The organism is Hydrogenophaga sp. UC242_53 (assembly GCF_042696965.1).
GTDB lineage: Bacteria > Pseudomonadota > Gammaproteobacteria > Burkholderiales > Burkholderiaceae_C > Hydrogenophaga.
Map to the genome: position 1 here is coordinate 144,013 of NZ_CP170552.1, position 17,033 is coordinate 161,045.

Annotated in this window: 17 protein-coding genes; 12 read left to right on the top strand and 5 right to left on the bottom strand. The window is 58.9% G+C overall.

What is annotated here, in order from left to right; translation table 11 throughout:
• The first annotated feature begins 6 nt into the window (after window positions 1–6).
• From ACFJI0_RS00745 to ACFJI0_RS00760, 4 genes are all read left to right on the top strand, one after another.
• Window positions 7–936, top strand: a complete 930-nt coding sequence (locus ACFJI0_RS00745) for an FAD-dependent monooxygenase (RefSeq protein ID WP_382325857.1) — start codon at window positions 7–9, stop codon at window positions 934–936.
• Window positions 937–940: 4 nt separating this feature from the next.
• On the top strand, window positions 941–1,657 hold the full coding sequence (locus ACFJI0_RS00750; protein ID WP_382323086.1) for an isochorismatase family protein: 717 nt from the start codon (window positions 941–943) through the stop codon (window positions 1,655–1,657).
• A gap of 466 nt (window positions 1,658–2,123) precedes the next feature.
• Window positions 2,124–2,954 carry an alpha/beta fold hydrolase gene (locus tag ACFJI0_RS00755; RefSeq protein WP_382323087.1) on the top strand — a complete coding sequence of 277 codons (831 nt, stop codon included), beginning with the start codon at window positions 2,124–2,126 and terminating at the stop codon, window positions 2,952–2,954.
• Window positions 2,955–3,085: 131 nt separating this feature from the next.
• Entirely contained in the window at window positions 3,086–4,117 is a 1,032-nt protein-coding gene (locus tag ACFJI0_RS00760; protein WP_382323088.1) for an XdhC family protein, read from the top strand.
• A 72-nt stretch (window positions 4,118–4,189) separates the two neighbouring features.
• Here the strand turns inward: ACFJI0_RS00760 and ACFJI0_RS00765 are convergent, their stop codons facing one another.
• Genes ACFJI0_RS00765 through ACFJI0_RS00775 form a run of 3 tightly spaced genes read right to left on the bottom strand, consistent with a single transcriptional unit; the run spans window position 4,190 to window position 7,480 of the window.
• Window positions 4,190–5,173 carry an efflux RND transporter periplasmic adaptor subunit gene (locus ACFJI0_RS00765; protein WP_382323089.1) on the bottom strand — a complete coding sequence of 328 codons (984 nt, stop codon included), beginning with the start codon at window positions 5,171–5,173 and terminating at the stop codon, window positions 4,190–4,192.
• 28 nt (window positions 5,174–5,201) lie between these two features.
• Entirely contained in the window at window positions 5,202–5,405 is a 204-nt protein-coding gene (locus ACFJI0_RS00770) for a DUF1656 domain-containing protein (RefSeq protein WP_382323090.1), read from the bottom strand.
• The gene (locus ACFJI0_RS00775) at window positions 5,402–7,480 is read right to left on the bottom strand and encodes an FUSC family protein (RefSeq protein ID WP_382323091.1); all 2,079 of its coding nucleotides are present in this window, start codon (window positions 7,478–7,480) and stop codon (window positions 5,402–5,404) included. The genes ACFJI0_RS00770 and ACFJI0_RS00775 overlap by 4 nt, the downstream gene beginning before the upstream one ends.
• Window positions 7,481–7,617: 137 nt before the next feature.
• Between ACFJI0_RS00775 and ACFJI0_RS00780 the strand changes: the two genes are divergently transcribed.
• Window positions 7,618–8,364: an AraC family transcriptional regulator gene (locus tag ACFJI0_RS00780; RefSeq protein ID WP_382323092.1), complete on the top strand. Its 747-nt coding sequence runs from the start codon at window positions 7,618–7,620 to the stop codon at window positions 8,362–8,364.
• A gap of 64 nt (window positions 8,365–8,428) precedes the next feature.
• On the opposite strand, the gene ACFJI0_RS00785 is transcribed toward ACFJI0_RS00780, so the two are convergent.
• A complete protein-coding gene (locus ACFJI0_RS00785; protein WP_382323093.1) occupies window positions 8,429–9,208 on the bottom strand; it encodes an SDR family oxidoreductase in 780 nt (259 codons plus the stop codon).
• A gap of 70 nt (window positions 9,209–9,278) precedes the next feature.
• Complete coding sequence (locus tag ACFJI0_RS00790) at window positions 9,279–10,421, bottom strand: PrpF domain-containing protein (protein WP_382323094.1); 1,143 nt, start codon at window positions 10,419–10,421, stop codon at window positions 9,279–9,281.
• A gap of 188 nt (window positions 10,422–10,609) precedes the next feature.
• Between ACFJI0_RS00790 and ACFJI0_RS00795 the strand changes: the two genes are divergently transcribed.
• The 7 genes from ACFJI0_RS00795 to ACFJI0_RS00825 all read left to right on the top strand — a co-directional run bounded on the left by ACFJI0_RS00795 (window position 10,610) and on the right by ACFJI0_RS00825 (window position 17,021).
• Window positions 10,610–10,966, top strand: a complete 357-nt coding sequence (locus ACFJI0_RS00795; RefSeq protein WP_382323095.1) for a Zn-ribbon domain-containing OB-fold protein — start codon at window positions 10,610–10,612, stop codon at window positions 10,964–10,966.
• A gap of 4 nt (window positions 10,967–10,970) precedes the next feature.
• Complete coding sequence (locus ACFJI0_RS00800) at window positions 10,971–12,107, top strand: thiolase family protein (protein WP_382323096.1); 1,137 nt, start codon at window positions 10,971–10,973, stop codon at window positions 12,105–12,107.
• An 11-nt stretch (window positions 12,108–12,118) separates the two neighbouring features.
• Window positions 12,119–12,898 carry an SDR family NAD(P)-dependent oxidoreductase gene (locus tag ACFJI0_RS00805; protein WP_382323097.1) on the top strand — a complete coding sequence of 260 codons (780 nt, stop codon included), beginning with the start codon at window positions 12,119–12,121 and terminating at the stop codon, window positions 12,896–12,898.
• 45 nt (window positions 12,899–12,943) lie between these two features.
• Window positions 12,944–14,134, top strand: coding sequence for a CaiB/BaiF CoA transferase family protein (locus ACFJI0_RS00810; protein WP_382323098.1), 1,191 nt, complete (start codon window positions 12,944–12,946; stop codon window positions 14,132–14,134).
• A 9-nt stretch (window positions 14,135–14,143) separates the two neighbouring features.
• On the top strand, window positions 14,144–14,920 hold the full coding sequence (locus ACFJI0_RS00815) for an enoyl-CoA hydratase/isomerase family protein (protein ID WP_382323099.1): 777 nt from the start codon (window positions 14,144–14,146) through the stop codon (window positions 14,918–14,920).
• 94 nt (window positions 14,921–15,014) lie between these two features.
• Window positions 15,015–15,995 (top strand): tripartite tricarboxylate transporter substrate-binding protein, encoded by a 981-nt coding sequence (locus ACFJI0_RS00820; RefSeq protein WP_382323100.1) that lies wholly within the window; start codon window positions 15,015–15,017, stop codon window positions 15,993–15,995.
• 9 nt (window positions 15,996–16,004) lie between these two features.
• On the top strand, window positions 16,005–17,021 hold the full coding sequence (locus ACFJI0_RS00825) for a Bug family tripartite tricarboxylate transporter substrate binding protein (RefSeq protein WP_382323101.1): 1,017 nt from the start codon (window positions 16,005–16,007) through the stop codon (window positions 17,019–17,021).
• Window positions 17,022–17,033 lie beyond the last annotated feature (12 nt).

The following is a 17,033-nucleotide window of genomic DNA, read 5'->3' on the forward strand; positions in this document are numbered from 1 at the left end:
CTTTCAATGGAAATTGCAGCTCTAAGTGGGTCAGTTTTCAGTGGAAGACAACAAGCAGAACTTCAGCGTGTGCTGTATGAGAACGTGATTCGGCTCAAATCCGATGCAGTGCACTTCGGTGTCCGCTCTATCGGCGCGGAAACCGTCAACGGCCGTGCGCGTCTGCTGCTCGACGGAGGCGGAGCCGTCGAAGGCGACGTGGTTGTGGGCTGCGACGGTGCACATTCCCGTGTGCGCCAGTCACTCTTTGGCCCCGCACCGGCCCGCTACACGGGCGCGAATGCATGGCGCGGTCTCGCTCCCATGAGCAAGCTCAAGCCACAGCACCGTCAACCGCTGGCGTCCACGTGGATCGGCCCGACGGCGCACGTGACGACCTATCCTGTTCAGCGCAACGGCGAGCAGTTCGTCAGCTTTTCCGCGCAAGTGGACAGCCCGGACTGGCAGACCGAGTCTTGGTCTGAGCGCGGTGAGCTTTCCGACGCGCTGAAGGACTTCGACGGCTGGCACCAGGACATCCTGGACCTCTTCATCGAATCGGAAAACCTCTTCCGATGGGGTCTGTTCGTGCGCGACCCGCTCGACACCTGGTCCAAGGACCGGGTCACTCTGGTGGGCGACGCCTGCCATTCGATGACGCCCTACCTGGGCATGGGCGTCAACATGACCATTGAGGATGCATACGTCCTTGCGCGCTGTCTGGAGGCGTCGCCTGACGATATCGAAGCGGCACTGAAGCGCTACGACGCCGCTCGCGTTGAGCGCACGAACAAGACGAAGGCGAGTTCGCTTGCGATGCTCGGCATCTTCCATAGCCCGGAACTCGAAAAGATCGACACAGCGCGCCAATACATTCAAAAGGAATGGTCGCCGGATGCTGTACGTGAGCGCTATGAATGGCTCATCACGTACGACGCGACCACGGTGGAGATCTAACCCTATGACGGATAGCACCAATAGTTCGCCCCGTCCATGGGACGGCATCATTCCTGAAGAAGAGCAAGCCATCTATCGTCAAGCCGGCTGGGGCACGCCCAGCGGTATTGGCCTGCGACCGGCGCTGCTCGTCATCGACGTCCAGTACCGTTCCATGGGCGACGCTCCGATGCCGATCCAGCAAGCCATCGATCACATGTCCACAAGCTGCGGTGAGTACGGCTGGCGCGCCGTACCTCACATCGCCCAACTGCTTAAGGTGTTCAGGGATCTGCGTGCGCCAGTGCTCTATCCCTATGTGGCGCCCAAAGGGGAGCACAACCGTGGTCAGTTCGAAGCGAAGGTGCCAGGGGTGATGGACGTGCCTGAGCGAGGATACGATTTCGTCGCTGAAGTTCAGCCCCTGCCCGGGGACATCAAGATTCCAAAGTTCCAGGCCAGCGCCTTCCATGGAACGGCGCTTACAAGCTACCTTATTGCTCAAGACATCGATACGCTCGTGGTCACAGGTTGCACCACTAGCGGTTGCGTGCGTGCGACCGTAGTGGATGCTTGTGCACTCAACTTCAAGGTCGTGGTCCCGCAGGACGCCGTTTACGACCGCTCGCAGACATCGCATGCCGTGAACTTGTTCGACATGGCAAGCAAGTATGCCGACGTCATGCCCACGGAAGAGCTCGTGCAGCGACTGCGCGCCCAGCTCGGGTCGCGTCAATCCTGAAGGCATCCGGGTCGCCACGCGCCGAAACATCCGCAGCTCCCAGCGATTGGCTCGCCCGAGTCAGGGAGCTTGATCGGAGTGAGCCTCCACCTTCGCTTCTACTTGCGACGGCTATTGCGAACTGAGATCGGGCCGTGCGACATCTCGGGCGTCAGCGCACAAATTTTTCTAAACGATCCGGAGAAAAGATGGATGGACGCGCATTGCGATGACGGACAGACTTTGATCTGTGCGAAGTGGCAGTTCGTGCTACTCATGCACTTACTCTGGGTAAAACGGAATGATGACAAAAGGAATGAACGACATCGGTCATTCAGGCGAAGCTCAGCTGCATGAGGACAATGAACCCGGTGAGGGTTGGAGAGCTGTCTTCAGTAAGTCGGCCTGCTTCTTGGCTGGCCAATAGGCGAGGTCCGAAATGCTGTCAGCAGCTTCTCTTCCTCTACGCGTTGACTCAATCGATGCCATGGACGAGCTGGACAAGGCTGCTCGTCGCCACTACACAGAATGTGGTGGGGGGCGCATTGTTTGGCGGAGTTGGGGTGAAGGACGACCAGTGCTACTTCTTCATGGAGGGTCAGGCAGCTGGACGCATTGGGTACGAAATATTGCTGCGCTGTCGTCTCAAGGTCGCTGCGTATGGGCACCAGATCTCCCGGGTTTCGGTGAGTCAGCTACGCCGTTGAATGGCAATGACGCCGACGCTGTTGCTGACTGTTTGTCGCTCAGCCTTCCCCATGTGTTCGGGGATAACCCAATCGATGTCGTCGGCTTCTCCTTTGGAGCATTGGTAGCAGGATTTCTAGCCGCTCGCGACCCCGCTCGCCTGGCGCAGCTGGTACTCGTTGGAGCTCCGGCATTGAGTAGGGCGCCGCATCCCCATATCGACCTGAGGCCTTGGCATACGGCGGAACCTGGAGAGGCGAGGCGCAACGTGCATAGGCACAACCTTGGCGCTTTGATGCTTTCTCAAGCTCGTGCGATTGACGAACTCGCCGTAACACTGCACGCAGACAACGTTGTGAGAGATCGCATGACTGCACGGCGTCTGATATTTGGAGACGCGCTGCTGCGGCTTCTCCCTGAGATTCAATGTCCGGTCGCTGGTATCTGGGGAGCTGAAGACGTCGTATACCGTGGTCGCCTCGAGCTCATTGGCAACGCGCTAGCGCATGCGCCACGAATGCAGCAGTTGGCGCTTGTCGCACAGGCAGGACATTGGGTGCAGTACGAGCGTCCTGCGGCGTTCAATGAAATTCTTAAAAACATCCTGCACCATCAGCCCGCCACGACCTGACCACTTGGTAGCAAGTGCGGGATGGTCATACGGTGCTCGAACGCAGAGTTTCCGCATAGTCGCCCCCACCAAGTTTGGAGGGTGGCAGTGGACTTCACCCTGCATTTCTACTACTTGGAAGAAGAGCAACGATGGACAACCTTGACCTGTTGGTTTTACGTTCATTGAGAGACTGGCGCCGCGACAACAAGTCCGCTTGGCTCGTCACGGTTGTGGGAACCTGGGGGTCATCGCCTCGACCCGTAGGTTCGGTGCTCGCGTTGCGTGATGATGGCAACGTGGTTGGTTCTGTCAGCGGTGGATGTATCGAGGATGACCTGATCGTGAAAGCCACGGCCCCTAACCACGGCGCAAGCCTCTGTTCAGAGTCAGGAGGACCTTTGATTCTGACCTACGGTGTGTCCAGCGATGAGGCTCACAGGTTTGGCCTGCCTTGCGGCGGAACCATAAAACTGATGATTGAGCCCAATCCCCAGCTTGAACCTCTTGAACGATTGGTGGATGAGCTGGGGCGGGGAGGACTCATGCATCGCCGTGTGAGCGTCCTTGACGGTGACGTGCTTCTCACACAAGCGGAGAATCCGGACGAGCTAGTCTGCACGAATGATTTCGTGACCAGCACCTTTGGCCCGGAATATCGAATGTTGCTGATAGGAGCTGGGCAACTGACGGAGTACTTGGCGACTATGGCGGCCTTCTGTGGGTTCTCTGTGACGGTTTGTGACCCAAGGGTTGAGTACACCGAGTCTTGGTCCGTACCGGGGGTGACCTTGGTGAAAGGCATGCCTGATGACGAGGTAGTGTCTTTCAGACCAGATCGTCGTAGCGTCGTCATCGCACTCACTCACGACCCCAAACTGGACGACCTCGCTCTGCTTGAGGCCATCAACTCGGAGGCGCTTTATGTCGGTGCGATCGGGAGTCGCCGAAACACAGAAATCCGTCGGCAACGGATGCACGAGCATTTTGATGTTGCGCTGAGCAACCTGGGGAGGTTGCGGGCGCCCGTTGGTATCTTCGTTGGAAGTAAGACGCCCTCTGAGATCGCAGTGAGCATCATGGCAGAAGTCATAGCTGTGAAGAATGGGGTCGAGGTGCCACGCGAGATGATGGTCGCCTCGGCCAAAGACATGTTGAAGGTTCCAGAGCAGAGCGAGCTTTGACGACTTCTTAGTCAGCTAGTACTTGCAAGGCTGGAGCTCTCGTGTCTGTGGCCCGGAGCTGGTGTAAGGCTTTCAAATCGGGTCTTCGTTTGACTGGTGTGCCGTACGCTGAACTCTGTAAGGCTCAAGAACCTCCACGGTGGCCGTTTGTCCTGAAACCAGGCGCCTGTTAGAGGGGATCTCATCGAGCCTCACTCTAACGGGAACGCGTTGTGCAAGGCGGACCCAGCTAAAGGTGGGATTGACGCTTGTTAGCAGGTTGCTGCTGGTGCTGCGGTCCCGGTCACCGATGCCGGCGGCGATGCTCTCAACGGCTCCCGAAAGCGCAGGTGCCCCCATGGGGGTGACGCGTACCCTGTCTCCTGGTTGGATTCGGGCCAGCTTGTGCTCTTCGAAATAGCCTTCGACGTAGATTGATTCGGTATCAACTAAAGCCAGCGCTGGGTGCGCAGCACTTGCGTAGGCTCCTTGATGCAGGTCCAGGTTTGTCACTAGACCGGCAGTGGGCGCGCGAACCTCTGTGCGTTGCAGGTTCAGCCTGGCCCTGTCCACGGCAATTTCGGCCTGCCGGAGGGCGGCTTCGGCCAACTGGAGTGCGCCTTGCGCGTTAACGACCTTTAGGCTTAGCTGTTCTCGGTGGTCCGGCGCACTCCCATCGCTTAGTTTGGACAGGCGACTGCACTCACGTTGTGCTTGGGCAAGAGCAAGGCGCTGATTCTTGATCGCGATACGCCGTACGACAGCATCGGCTTCGGCTTGGTGGAGTGCCAGTTCGAAACGGGCGCTGTCTACAGAAAACAGCAAAGTGCCGGCAGCGACAGGCTGGTTGTCGTGCACTGCAACTACTTTGACGATGCCAGAAACATCGGGTGCAACTTGCACCACGTCGGCGCGCACACGGCCATTGCGAGTCCACGGGGCGCGCTCATAGTGGTCCCATAGCTTATAGCCTGCCCAGACGGAGGCCATCACTGTGAGAAGCGTGACAAGCACACGGATGACGGGAAGGGGAGGAAGGGAGCTGCGCAAAGAGAGGGTAGGGGTGTCAGGTTTCATAGGCGGTGGCGCAAGCGCGGGTTTGAAGCTAAGTGCTGGCGCCGGGGAACCACGCCAAGATATAAAGAACGAGGATGTAGAGTGCAAGGTCAAACAGCGCGGGATGCCATATCCATCGGTAAGCGCCAAGGCTTGCCAGAGGGCGGCGAATTAGCCATGTGCACACCAGCGCACATCCCGCCAGCAGCAAAAGAGACGGCAGCTGCAGGCCGAAAAAATTTACTTCGGTCATGGTGGAAGAGTGGCGGGCGCCGACGGAAAGAGGTTGCGTCTAAGGCCTACGAGTGCCGCGATCACGGGCCGGTCAGCTTTTTCGGTTACGGCGTTCAGGAGCAGCCGGTCAACTTGCGGCAGCAACGACTCAACCCGAGATGGCGCGCCAGCAGCCTGTGTTTGCAGCATGAGAGCTAACTCCCTTAAAAGGCGGCTGGTCGGCTCTACTGGAAGTCGCTCACGATGAAGTTGAAGCGCGACGATGTCCGCTCCCATGCGCAGCTCGCGCAACGCGTGGACTGCGGCAACCTCGATTGCCTCAGGGCCATGGGGGGCCAAGCGCGGTGCGAGTAGGGAAATTCTGTCCAACATTCGACCGGCGTATGCATCACGGGAGGATGTGTCATGGGGATGAGAAGCCAGCTTGGCAAGATCCTTCCAAGTCGATCGTCTTATGCGCTCGGCAGTCCAATCGGGGCCGACGCTACGCATAAGCGCGGTGACGCGTGCCGCGATCGCTGCACCTACAAACAAGGCCAGGTTGGTACTGATGAAGCTCACCAAATCGGCGGTGGCTGTATCTTGGAGGGCGAGGGTCCCAGCAACGCCGAAAAACATGCCTAGGGCGTTCAAGGAACTAGCCGGGCGCGCCATGTAGCACCCGATCACCAGGAAAAGAGGTGCGATGCACAGCACCAGCATGCCGAAGTCACGGGCCAGCGGCATGACCCCCAATACACAGAAGGCGGAAACGGGCAATGACCAAAGAAGTGCGACGATGAACTTGTGCATCGCTGGCACAGGGTCGTCCATGGTGGCAAAGAAGCTGCAGAAGACCGCAGCGCTCATGGCGATGGCCGATCCTGAGGGCCAGCCAGTAGCGATCCAGAGAGCACACGACATAACGGTGGACAGAACTGCAGCAATCGCCGAGCGCATGGCGAGTCCTCTATCCAGATGCAACACACGGCGACGCATTGCTTTTGTCCGATGTTTTGGTGCAACGTTGCCGGCAATGCCTTCGTCGATGCTACGTCGCAGTTCGGTGCAAGCATGCCAATCGGTTACTAAATCGCCCATGCGGGTTGCCAGGTCGATGCGCAGCGCGCGAATCCAGGGAGTGGGCGCTGGACCGTCTGCTACTGCTGCAAAGGCGGCGCGTGCCTCGTCTATTGACGCTCGGGGCGCATCAGGGTCTAGCCACTCAGTGTGCAGGGCGAAGGCCGAGGTGATGTCGTCCGGAAGGCCTCCTGCGGCGTCCATAGCCTCCAAGCGATCTTCTACGGCTGACAGTGTTGGCATAAGCGCAGCTATGCGGTCCTGCAAGGCGTCGATAGAACTCCCCGTCCACCGTAGGTTCGTGGAGTCAAAAGGCACATGCGTGGACAACAGACGCAACTGTGTGATGTCCAGTGCCAGTTGCTGACGATCTGCCAAAGTACGCTTTTGAGTTGCCTTGACGGGCTTTGTAAGAAATAGATCGTGCAGCCATTGACGAGCATCACTCAACGCTCGGTCCATCACGCCAAGGATTGATGGTGCTAGGCTGACCGGAAGCGCACTTCCGTGGATCAGGCAGGCGCAAGAGATTCCCAATGCGATCTCGGTGACTCGCGTGATGGCAGTGTCGAACATCGCGGCGGGGGCCTCTACAAGGGGAAAACCAATCAGAGCAGCCGAGTAGCCAGCTAGCATGAGCAAGTAGGAGCGTGCACTTCTGTCCAGCAAAGAGAGGTATAGGCACAGCCCCACCCACAAGGACATGGCCAACGACAAGATCTCTGGTGATCCAGACAGTGAGGGAATGAGCATCACAGTGGCGGCGCACCCTAGAAAAGTCCCCAGGAGCCGGTAAAGCGCTTTAGAGCGCACGTTGCCTGCGATTGGATGGGCAACTATGTACGCAGTCATCACGGCCCAGAATGGTCGTGGAAGACCGAAGCGGCTTGATAGGTACAGCGCAAGCATGGCGGCCGCAAAACTCTTGAGAGAAAACTGCCACTCCTGTCTGGAAAATCGAACCGGCGCTATCAGCCGTTCGAGTGACCACGATGGCGTCGGTGTGGCGCCATCCTTGTTGCGAATCATTTGCATGTAGTGATGCTAGTCGTGGCGATGAAAGGCTAAAATTGCATACTCAGTCAAATAGTTTCTCTTTTCAGCCATCCTGTGTGACCGCCAGAGATCGAACGCCGTCAGGCTCAAGCTTTGAGCTCGACTACGAGCCAGCCGTGCCCGTCCTGGCCCTTCGTGTCGATGTGGAGGCGCGTGAGCGCGAAGTCCCGATACATGAACACCGCTCTGGCCAACTTGTCATGGCGCTGCGCGGGGCTGTTTCTTGCGATGTGCCTGGTGCTTTGTGGATGGTTCCACCGCAGGCGGGTGTGTGGATTCCAGGCGGGATGTCGCACAGCAATCACAGCACGGCGAACGCAGTGATCTTCTATCTGTTTGTAGCTCCCGGTGCCGCACCACTGCCCACCCGTTGTTGCACACTGAGCATCAGCCCAATGTTGAGCGAGATGATCCAGTACATGGCAGTGCAACCGACTATGTACGAGCCTGGTGGGCCGACTGATCGACTCGCCAGCGTCCTGCTGGACCAACTCTGTGCGATGCCCGCAGAAGAGCTCTTCCTACCCATGCCTAAAGACGCGAGGCTCCGAAAGGTGTCTCGCGCCATGATGCGAGACCCTTCTGACCGACGTACCCAGAAAGACTGGGCTTGCGAGCTGGGGATGAGCGAGCGCACGCTGAACCGACTTTGTACATCTCTAACCGGCCTGAGCTTTGGCAGATGGCGCCGCCAACTGCACATGATTGTGGCGCTGCGTGAGCTGTCTGGTGGCGCGACCGTACAGCAAGTGGCCTATAGCCTTGGCTACGAATCAACATCTGCCTTCATTACGATGTTCAAGAAGGCGTTCGGAAAGCCCCCTGCAACCTACATCAACGATCGACTGCAGGCGGTGGCTTGAAGACTGCATTCCGATTGCGTTTGCGCTTTCTGCAGTTGGCGTGGGTGAAGCCGTGTCGGCGTGCTCACCTGTAGGCGCGTGCTTGCGTTACGCCGCCATCCACCACCACGGTGGCCCCCATTACGTAGTCGCCAGCGCGCGAAGCCAAAAATATCGCTGCACCTGCGATGTCTTCTATCGTGCCGATGCGCTTGGCCGGAATGTGCTCGGACAGCTCTTCCCCATGGTCGCGCGCATTGCGGTTCATCTCGGATGGAAACGCACCGGGCGCGATCGCGCTAACCGCGATGTTGTCCTTGGCTAGACGCAGCGCCATCCGCCGCGTGAGGTGAATCAAGCCTGCCTTACTCGCGACGTATGAGTAGTTTTCCTGCGGATTGAGTCCGATGCCGTCGGTCGAAGCGATGTTGATGACTTTGCCCACGCGAGTTTTGGCAGCGGTGCGCAGTGGCTCCGAAAGCGCCTTGGTCAAGAAGAAGGGGGTTTTCAGATTCAAATTCATCACCTTGTCCCAACCCCCTTCGGGGAAGGCATCGAAGTCTTCTCCCCAGGAAGCACCAGCGTTGTTGACCAGGATGTCCATCGTGGGCTCGTGCTGAGCGTAGGCCGCTGCCAATTCTTGGCAACCTGCGAGCGTGGACACGTCGTATGGAAGCGAGACGCAGTGACCACTCTTGGACAACTCCCGTGCTGCCAGGTCGCATGCTTCGGCCTTGCGTGCGCTGATGTAAACCCGCGCACCTTGAGCCAGAAACCCTTCTGCGATCATGCGGCCAATTCCTCGTGAACCACCCGTTACCAACGCCGTTCGGCCCTTCAACGAGAAAAGGTCTTGTGTATTCATAGCATGGCTTTCGTCGCGGTGTCGCTCCGCATCAAGGTGTTTCTCTTATCAGTTCCGGCGGCTAGGCGAATCAGGTGGCTTCGAGCAGTTTCTGTCGCACATAGGCAGTTCCGTCAAACAACCTTCTGGCCGTGCGAGTGAAGTGCACTTCGCGCACCTTCCATGTGCCATCAGCCGCGTGTTCCACGTTCGAAAAAATCTTGATCACTCCACTGGGATGCGCAATGCGAATGGACGCAGGTCCCGCATGGTTGCCCCGCGCCTCAGCCGGGATAGTCCCCGCGATCTGCGCCGCAACAGAAAGGCATACGGAGCCACCACCCGGGAAGGCCTTGTGCATGGCCCCACCATTGAGAACCATGCGCGCGACGAAGTCGATCTCAGACGACCCCACGACGCGGTTTGCGATGGTTCGGTAGTCTTGCGCTTCGCCAATCAGGACCTGGTAAGGCGTGAGAATGCCTTCCGGGGGCAGGCCGCAACGGTCAGCGGCCCATCGCCTCACCTCCTCGGCCATCTCGTAGATGTCAGGGCTGAGTTCCCCAGGCAGTTCTTTGCCCGTGATGCCAAGATCTGCAGCACGGACGAACACACACGCAGTGCCAACGTCAACGATTGAGACGGGGATGTCGCGGCCGAGCTTGGACACGTGCACCCAATCGCGTGCCTGGCCGGTGGGCAACAGCTTGCCTGAGGTGGCTCCGCTGGTGTCTGAGTAGTCCAGCGCTACCTCTGCACCTGTTCCTGGGACTCCGTCCACTTCGCTTTCGCCTTCCACGCGCGGCTCGCCGTCCGCACACTGCACCACCATCCGGAGAATCTTCCCGGTGTTGGTGTTGTGCACGCGAACGGTGGTGAAAGGCTCTTGCACAGGAACCAACCGCTCCTGCAACGCGTACACCCCGGTAGCCGATGAAATGTTGCCGCAGACTATCTCGAAGCTCACGGTCGGCTGATCGATTCCGATCTGCACGAAGGTGTAGTCGATGTCAGCGTCCGAGCGCGAAGGGGGTCCAATGATGGCGCATTTGCTCGTCAGGATGTCGGCGCCGCCGAGCCCATCGATCTGTCGCACATCTGGGCTGCCAAACAAAGCCAGAAGGAATCGCTGGCGCGCCTGGGGATCGGTGGGCACGTCCCGCTGTGCGAGAAAAACGGCCTTGCTGGTGCCACCGCGCATCATGGTGACGGGAACGCGAATTTGTTCTTTCATCGCTTCAGTATGCATTTCCATCCACCTGTCGTCATTTCAGTTTGGCTGGGAATTCTTTAGCAGCGCTGCGAGGGTTTTCGCGTTTTAGCCTGGCTAAAGTTTTCCAAACAGAACTGCAATGACCGTAAGGACTTGAATCCCCATACTGCCTGTCGTCGTAGCAAGCGCTGCGTGAACAGGAGATACTTTTGAACATCATCAAGCGAACGGAATCCCACTTCCGTGAAACCGCTGACGGCATGGTGCTGATAGCCACACGTGTTGCCGGGCAGCCGCCCCAATTCCCACCGATCGAGTTCGTTCACAACGGTCAGCAGGCTGAGGAAATCGACCTCGGGCCGACTGGCTCCCTCTACAGCTTCACCATCGTTCATGCAGGCAAGGACAAGCCACCCTACGGCTTGGCGATGGTCGACTTCGAACCTGGTGTACGCGCGTTCGGACGGCTGCTGTTTGACGCCGAGCCACCCGCCATCGGCAGCCGCGTGCGTGTGGTGCCCTTCTCGTTGCCTGACGGCACGCCCGATTACGCCTTCCAGGAGTGATGCTATGAACCAACCCCTGATCACCGGCGTGGGCATCACCGATTTCGGTCGTTTCCCGGAGTTGACCGAAGAGGCCATGGCGCAGTCTGCCATCCTCGATGCCTTGGCGGATGCCGGCACGCCTCTGTCCGAGGTGCAGGCGTTCTATTGCGGAAACGCGCTCGGGGCGTCGTTGCCGGGACAGCGCGCATTGCGTGAAATGCATGTCAACGGCGGCGCGGTCTACAACGTGGACAACGCCTGCTCCAGCGGAGCGACCGCGCTCAATCTCGCCTTGCAGGCACTCAAGGTTCGCCAGTACGAGACCGTAGTGGTGTTTGGCATGGACCATCTGAGTAGCCTGGGCGGTGGGCCTTTGCAACTCAGCCAGAAGGACTGGAACAACCGGCGCGGCATGATCATGCCGGCCTTGTATGCCATGCGCGCCAAGCGCTACATGCATGACCATGGCCTTAAGTTGGAGACACTGGCGGACATTTCGGTCAAGAATCGAAAACATGGTGCCCTGAACCCGATTGCCAAGTTCGCGAAACAGGCCACGCGCGAAGAGGTGCTTGCTTCTCGCCCAGTGGCCGAACCGCTCACGCTGCTGCAGTGCTGTCCTGCCGTGGTTGACGGCGCAGCGGCGATCGTGCTCAGCACCCGACCCCCGAAGGGTGTGGCAAAGCCGGTGAGGGTGCTGGCGTCCGTGGTGCAGTCCGGCTTGTTCGAGACCGAACCGGTGGATATGACCGAGGCCGAGATTACGGCACGCGCCGCCCGACTCGCCTATGAGCAGGCTGGCATCGGTCCGCAAGACCTGAGCCTTCTCGAGGTGCATGACGCTTTCACCATTTCCGAGTTGCTCTATTACGAGGCGCTCGGGCTTTGCGCCCGTGGCGACGCCGCAGGTTTTCTGCAAAGTGGCGCGCCCGCGTTGGGCGGTCGGGTACCCGTCAACCCGAGTGGTGGCCTCATCGCCAAGGGTCATCCCCCGGGTGCGACGGGTGTCGCACAAATCGTCGAGGTGTGCGAGCAACTGCAAGGCCGTGCTGGAGCTCGACAGGTACATGGCGCTCGGATCGGCCTCACGCAGGTGACCGGTGGTGGCATCTGGGGCGTAGACCACGCTGCCTGCTCAATCAACATTCTTTCGCTCTGAAGGCAAGCACCATGAACCCTACACAAAACACCGCTCCCGCGTCGCTGCAAGGCCTTGTCGCTGTCGTCACTGGCGGCGCGAAGGGAATCGGTTTAGGTATCGCCCGAGAGCTGGCGACCGCCGGCTGCCGTATCGCGCTTTGGGACTTCGACGAAGGAGCATTGAAAGAAGCCGAGCGCAACCTCTCCGGTGAAGGTTTTGACGTGAAGACCTTCAAGGTCGATGTCAGCTCTGTGGAGCAGGTGGAATCGACCGTGGCCCAGCTCCTAACGTCCCATGCGCGCATAGACATCCTGGTCAACAACGCGGGCATTGGTGGCGACAAGCTCGTCTCCAAGATGGATCTCGCGTTCTGGAGCCGGGTAATCGAGATCAACCTCCATTCGCAGTTCATCTGCTCCAAGGCGGTGCTGGCGCAGATGGCGGAGAACCGGTTCGGACGCATCATCAATATCGGCTCCCGTGCTTGGTTGGGCAATCGCGGCCAGGCAGCGTACTCTGCGTCTAAAGGCGCCGTTGTCAGCCTGACTCGCTCGCTGGCGCTGGAGTACGCGCGCAAGGGCATTACGGTGAATGCAATCGCGCCCGGCATCGTTGAGACCCCTCTGTTTGAAACGCTGACGGAGGAGGTCCGCCAGAGTCTGCACAAAACGGTGCCGATGGAGCGAATTGGCGAGCCGGAGGACATTGCCCGCGCCGTCCGCTTTTTTGCAGAACCCGGTTCGAGCTACGTCACCGGCCAGCTCCTGTACGTTTGCGGTGGGCGCAGTCTCAGCAGTCCCTCGGTGTAACCGCCCGGTTCGACAGCAAGAGCAACCAACCGAGTTGTAAATCGCATGCTGGCAAATGCACTGAACGGGCTGAAGGTGATTGACTTCACCCAGGTGATGGCTGGGCCGACTTGCACTCTGTGCATGGCTGATCTCGGCGCCGATGTCGTGAAGGTGGAGGCTCCCACAGGTGACCTCTCGCGGGCTCTTTCACCCTGGGTCAACGGCGAAGGCGTTGCTTTTCTTGCGCTCAATCGCAACAAGCGCAGCATCGTTTTGGATCTCAAACAGCCAGAGCACCGGCAGGTTGCCTTGCATCTGATCGCCGGAGCGGATGTCGTCGTGGAAAGCTTTCGCCCCGGCGTGATGGAGCGGTTCGGGTTGGACTACGCTACGGTGTCCGCTGAAAACCGGCGTCTGATCTACTGCTCGGTGTCGGCGTATGGGCAACAGGGAGCGGGAAGAGACCTGCCGGGGGTGGATGGCGTGCTGCAGGCGGTAAGCGGCCTCATGAGCGTCACCGGCGCACGCGATGGAGACCCGTGCAAGGTTCCGGTGCCGGTAGTCGACCTAATGACGGGATCACTGGCCACCATCTCGGTTCTGGCTGCTCTTGCTGAGCGGCAACGCACGGGCCTGGGGCAGCACGTGGAGGCCAGCATGTTTGCGAGTGCCATCGCACTGCAGCACGTGAGTTTTGCGTCCTACCTTGCCGATCGCCAAGTGCCCGGTCCACAAGGTAACGCCGCGCCCTATTCAACGCCAAATGAGGCGCTGCGTTGCGCTGACGGATGGATCATGGTGGCGGCGTATCACCCTGCGCGTTGGCAGGCCTTCTGCGATGCCATCGACGCACCCGAACTGGCGTCCGATCCCCGCTTCTCCGAGAACAAGAGCCGGCTTGAAAACCGCGATTCGATGTTGCGCTTGATTGAAGCGCGCATGGTCGAGCAGTCGCGCGCCTTCTGGCTCGAGAGGTTCACTGCTGTAGACATCATTTGCGGGCCCATCAACAACTATGCCGAGGTGACGCAGTCTTCGGCCTTTGTCGAAGCAGCTCTCACGGAGAAACTGCAGCATCCGGTCGCAGGTGTTTTGACGATGCCGCGCAGTGTATTGGGTGCGGTTGGAGAGCGTCCTCTTGCACGACGAACTGCGCCCACGCTCGGTCAACACACTCGTGAGGTGCTTGTCGAACTCGGCATGTCGGCTGAAGACATTGAGGTGGTGACAGCCGCCTGCCCTAAACGCAACTGAAGAAATCCCATGCCTATTACCAAGACAGTCCAAGATGGCGTCGCCGTCGTTACCCTAAATCGCCCAGAAGCCATGAACTCGATCGATCCAGAATCGAATGAGCAGTTGCTTGAAATATGGGACGAGGTATCGAACGACGAAGACATTCGCGTGCTCGTCCTCACCGGCGCAGGCGAGCGTGCGTTCTGCACAGGTGCAGACCTCAAGAAAACGATGCCCCCCGCCGACAGTGCTGCTCGGCAAGTGTTTCGTGGCGGTACCAAGCATTTCAACTTCGGCACGCTGCAGACAGATAAGCCGGTAATTGCTGCGATCAATGGCTACGCCCTCGGCGGTGGACTGGAACTCGCGTTGCTTGCGGACATCCGTATCTGCTCTGAAAATGCCCAATTTGGCTTACCAGAAGTGCGTGTCGGCAGCATCCCGGGTGCTGGCGGTACTCAACGACTTATCCGAGCCGTTGGCCAATCGGATGCGATGTGGATGTTGCTGACAGGTGAGCGCATCGATGCCAGTGAGGCGTTGAGGATCGGATTGGTCAGCAAAGTGGTGCCTCTGTCCGAGTTGCAGGCCACAGCCGTTCGCCTGGCGCGCACTATGGCAGGCAACGCCCCGCTGGCTATGACTGCCGCCAAGCGCTTAGCGATGACCGGGCGGGAGTTGCCGCTTGTTGGTGGGCTTGAGCTCGAGCGCCAGGCCTTTGGGGTGCTGAGGGATAGCGAGGATCGTCTTGAAGGGCGTCGAGCCTTCGGCGAAAAGAGAGCTCCCGTTTTCCGGGGCCGCTGACTGGCCCGCTTCCCTCGCATCCTTCCGTTCCCCACGAGCGCGTTAAAAGCGCCTCTGCGGATTAACCGTAAACAGAAATGAGCACAGTCAGTCTATGAAACGCAGAAACGTTGTCTCCGCCCTGATTCTTGGGGCTGCCAGCTGCGCGCAAGTGGTGCGCGCTCAGGCTTCTCGTGGTGCGGGACGCACCGTCCGAATCGTTGTTGGATTTCCACCGGGTGGCTCGACAGACGCGATAGCAAGAATCATCGCGCCGTACTTGGCAAAGTCAATGGACGCCACCTTCATTGTGGAGAACAGGCCGGGTGCCGGCGCGCGGATCGCAAACACCATCGTAAAGGGTGCGAAGCCAGATGGAAACACTCTGCTGCTCACGTCCTCATCGTTGATGGCGGTCTATCCCTATGTGTTCAAGAACCTGGGTTACGACCCACTGCGCGACTTTGTGCCGGTGACTTCTGTTGTTGACATGGACTTTGGATTCGTTGCCAGCACTGCTGCTGCTCCAGGAGTCACCACACTGCGCGAATATGTTCAATGGGTGAAGTCGAAGCCGGGCAATGACAACTACGGGGCAGTGGGCCCAGGCTCAATACCGCACTTCCTGGGGGATGTTCTTGCACGAGCTGGTCAAGTTCAACTGAACTACATCCCGTTCAACGGTGCGTCACCTCACCTTCAAGCGCTCAACGGCGGTCAGATCCCTTTCGGTGTCGATGTGGTTGCAGGGATCGTGCCGCACCTCGAAAGCGGGCGTGTGAAGTTGCTGGCCACAAGCGGCACTGAACGCAGCGTTCAGGGTGTTCCAACAGCGGCCGAAGCTGGGTTCGGCGAGTTGACGACTGAGGATTACACCGGCTTCTTCTATCCCGTCGGGACACCCGCTGCATTCGTGCAACAGGTTCAGGCGGCGGTGCAGGCTGCGTTGCAGCAGCCTAGCGCGCAGGAGAGCTTTCGCAAGCTGGGTTTCAAACCAAGCGGGGCAGATTCGGCTCAGTTCACCCAGCGTGTGCAATCGGACTACCAAAGGTGGGGCAAGATTGTCGCGACCTCAGGATTCAAGCCGCTGGATTGAGGTTACGTGATGTCACTACACAGCTATCTGGGTAAGAAGCTTCATACAGTGCCGAAGGTGTGGCAAAGCGCTCTGATTCTTTTGGTCATTGTGATTTCTACTTCGTCACCACCGGCTCTCGCTCAGGCGAGTGCTAGCGGTCCGGCCAGAGTGCTTGTAGGGTTCTCGCCCGGCGGCACGCTGGATGTGGTTACGCGGGCTTTGGCAGAACAACTTCGAGACCCGCTTCATCGATCTGTCATCGTTGAGAACAAACCGGGAGCGGGTGGGAGAATTGCCACTGACACGCTGCTCTCCGCGCCTGCAGACGGCAGCGTGGCTATGCTATGTCCAGACTTCCTCAAGTCGATCTATCCATTCGTATTCAGAAAGCTGAACTACGAGCCGGAAAGAGACATCCTCCCGGTGTCAACGGTGGTTGAGTTCCCCATGGCGCTGGCTGTGCCAGCTTCTTCACCAATCAAGACCTTTGCTGAGTTTTCTCAGTGGATGCGCGCGCATCCCGAGAAGGCTCATTTTGGGCATGCTGCCTCAGGTGGGCCGACCCACTTCCTCGGACTACAAATTGGCAAGATGATTGGCGTGCCTCTGGAAGACATTCCATTCCCAGGCGCAGCCCCGATGATCACGAACTTGATGGGTGGCAATATTGCTGCGGGTACTTCCACAGTAGGCGATTTCGCGCAGCACCACAGCGCGGGTAAGTTGCGGGTGCTGGCCGTTACATCGCCGCATCGCTCACCTCTCTTGCCGGATGTACCTACCTTCAGCGAGTTGGGTCGCAAGGAGCTCACGGCCGTGGGTGTACTGGCGATATGTCTTCCACCAAGTGCATCCCCGGCCGCTGCGTCTGAGTGGAGCACGGCTGTTCGTAAGGCTATTGCAACTGAGAGTTTTGCAAGCAAAATCCGCACGCTTGGCTTCGTGAACACGGGGAGCTCGCCAGCTGAGGCCAGCACCAAGTTCAACGAAATGCGCGATTTCTGGGAGCCGATTATTAAAGCTTCCGGCTTTAAGGCGGACTAGAGTCGATTGTTC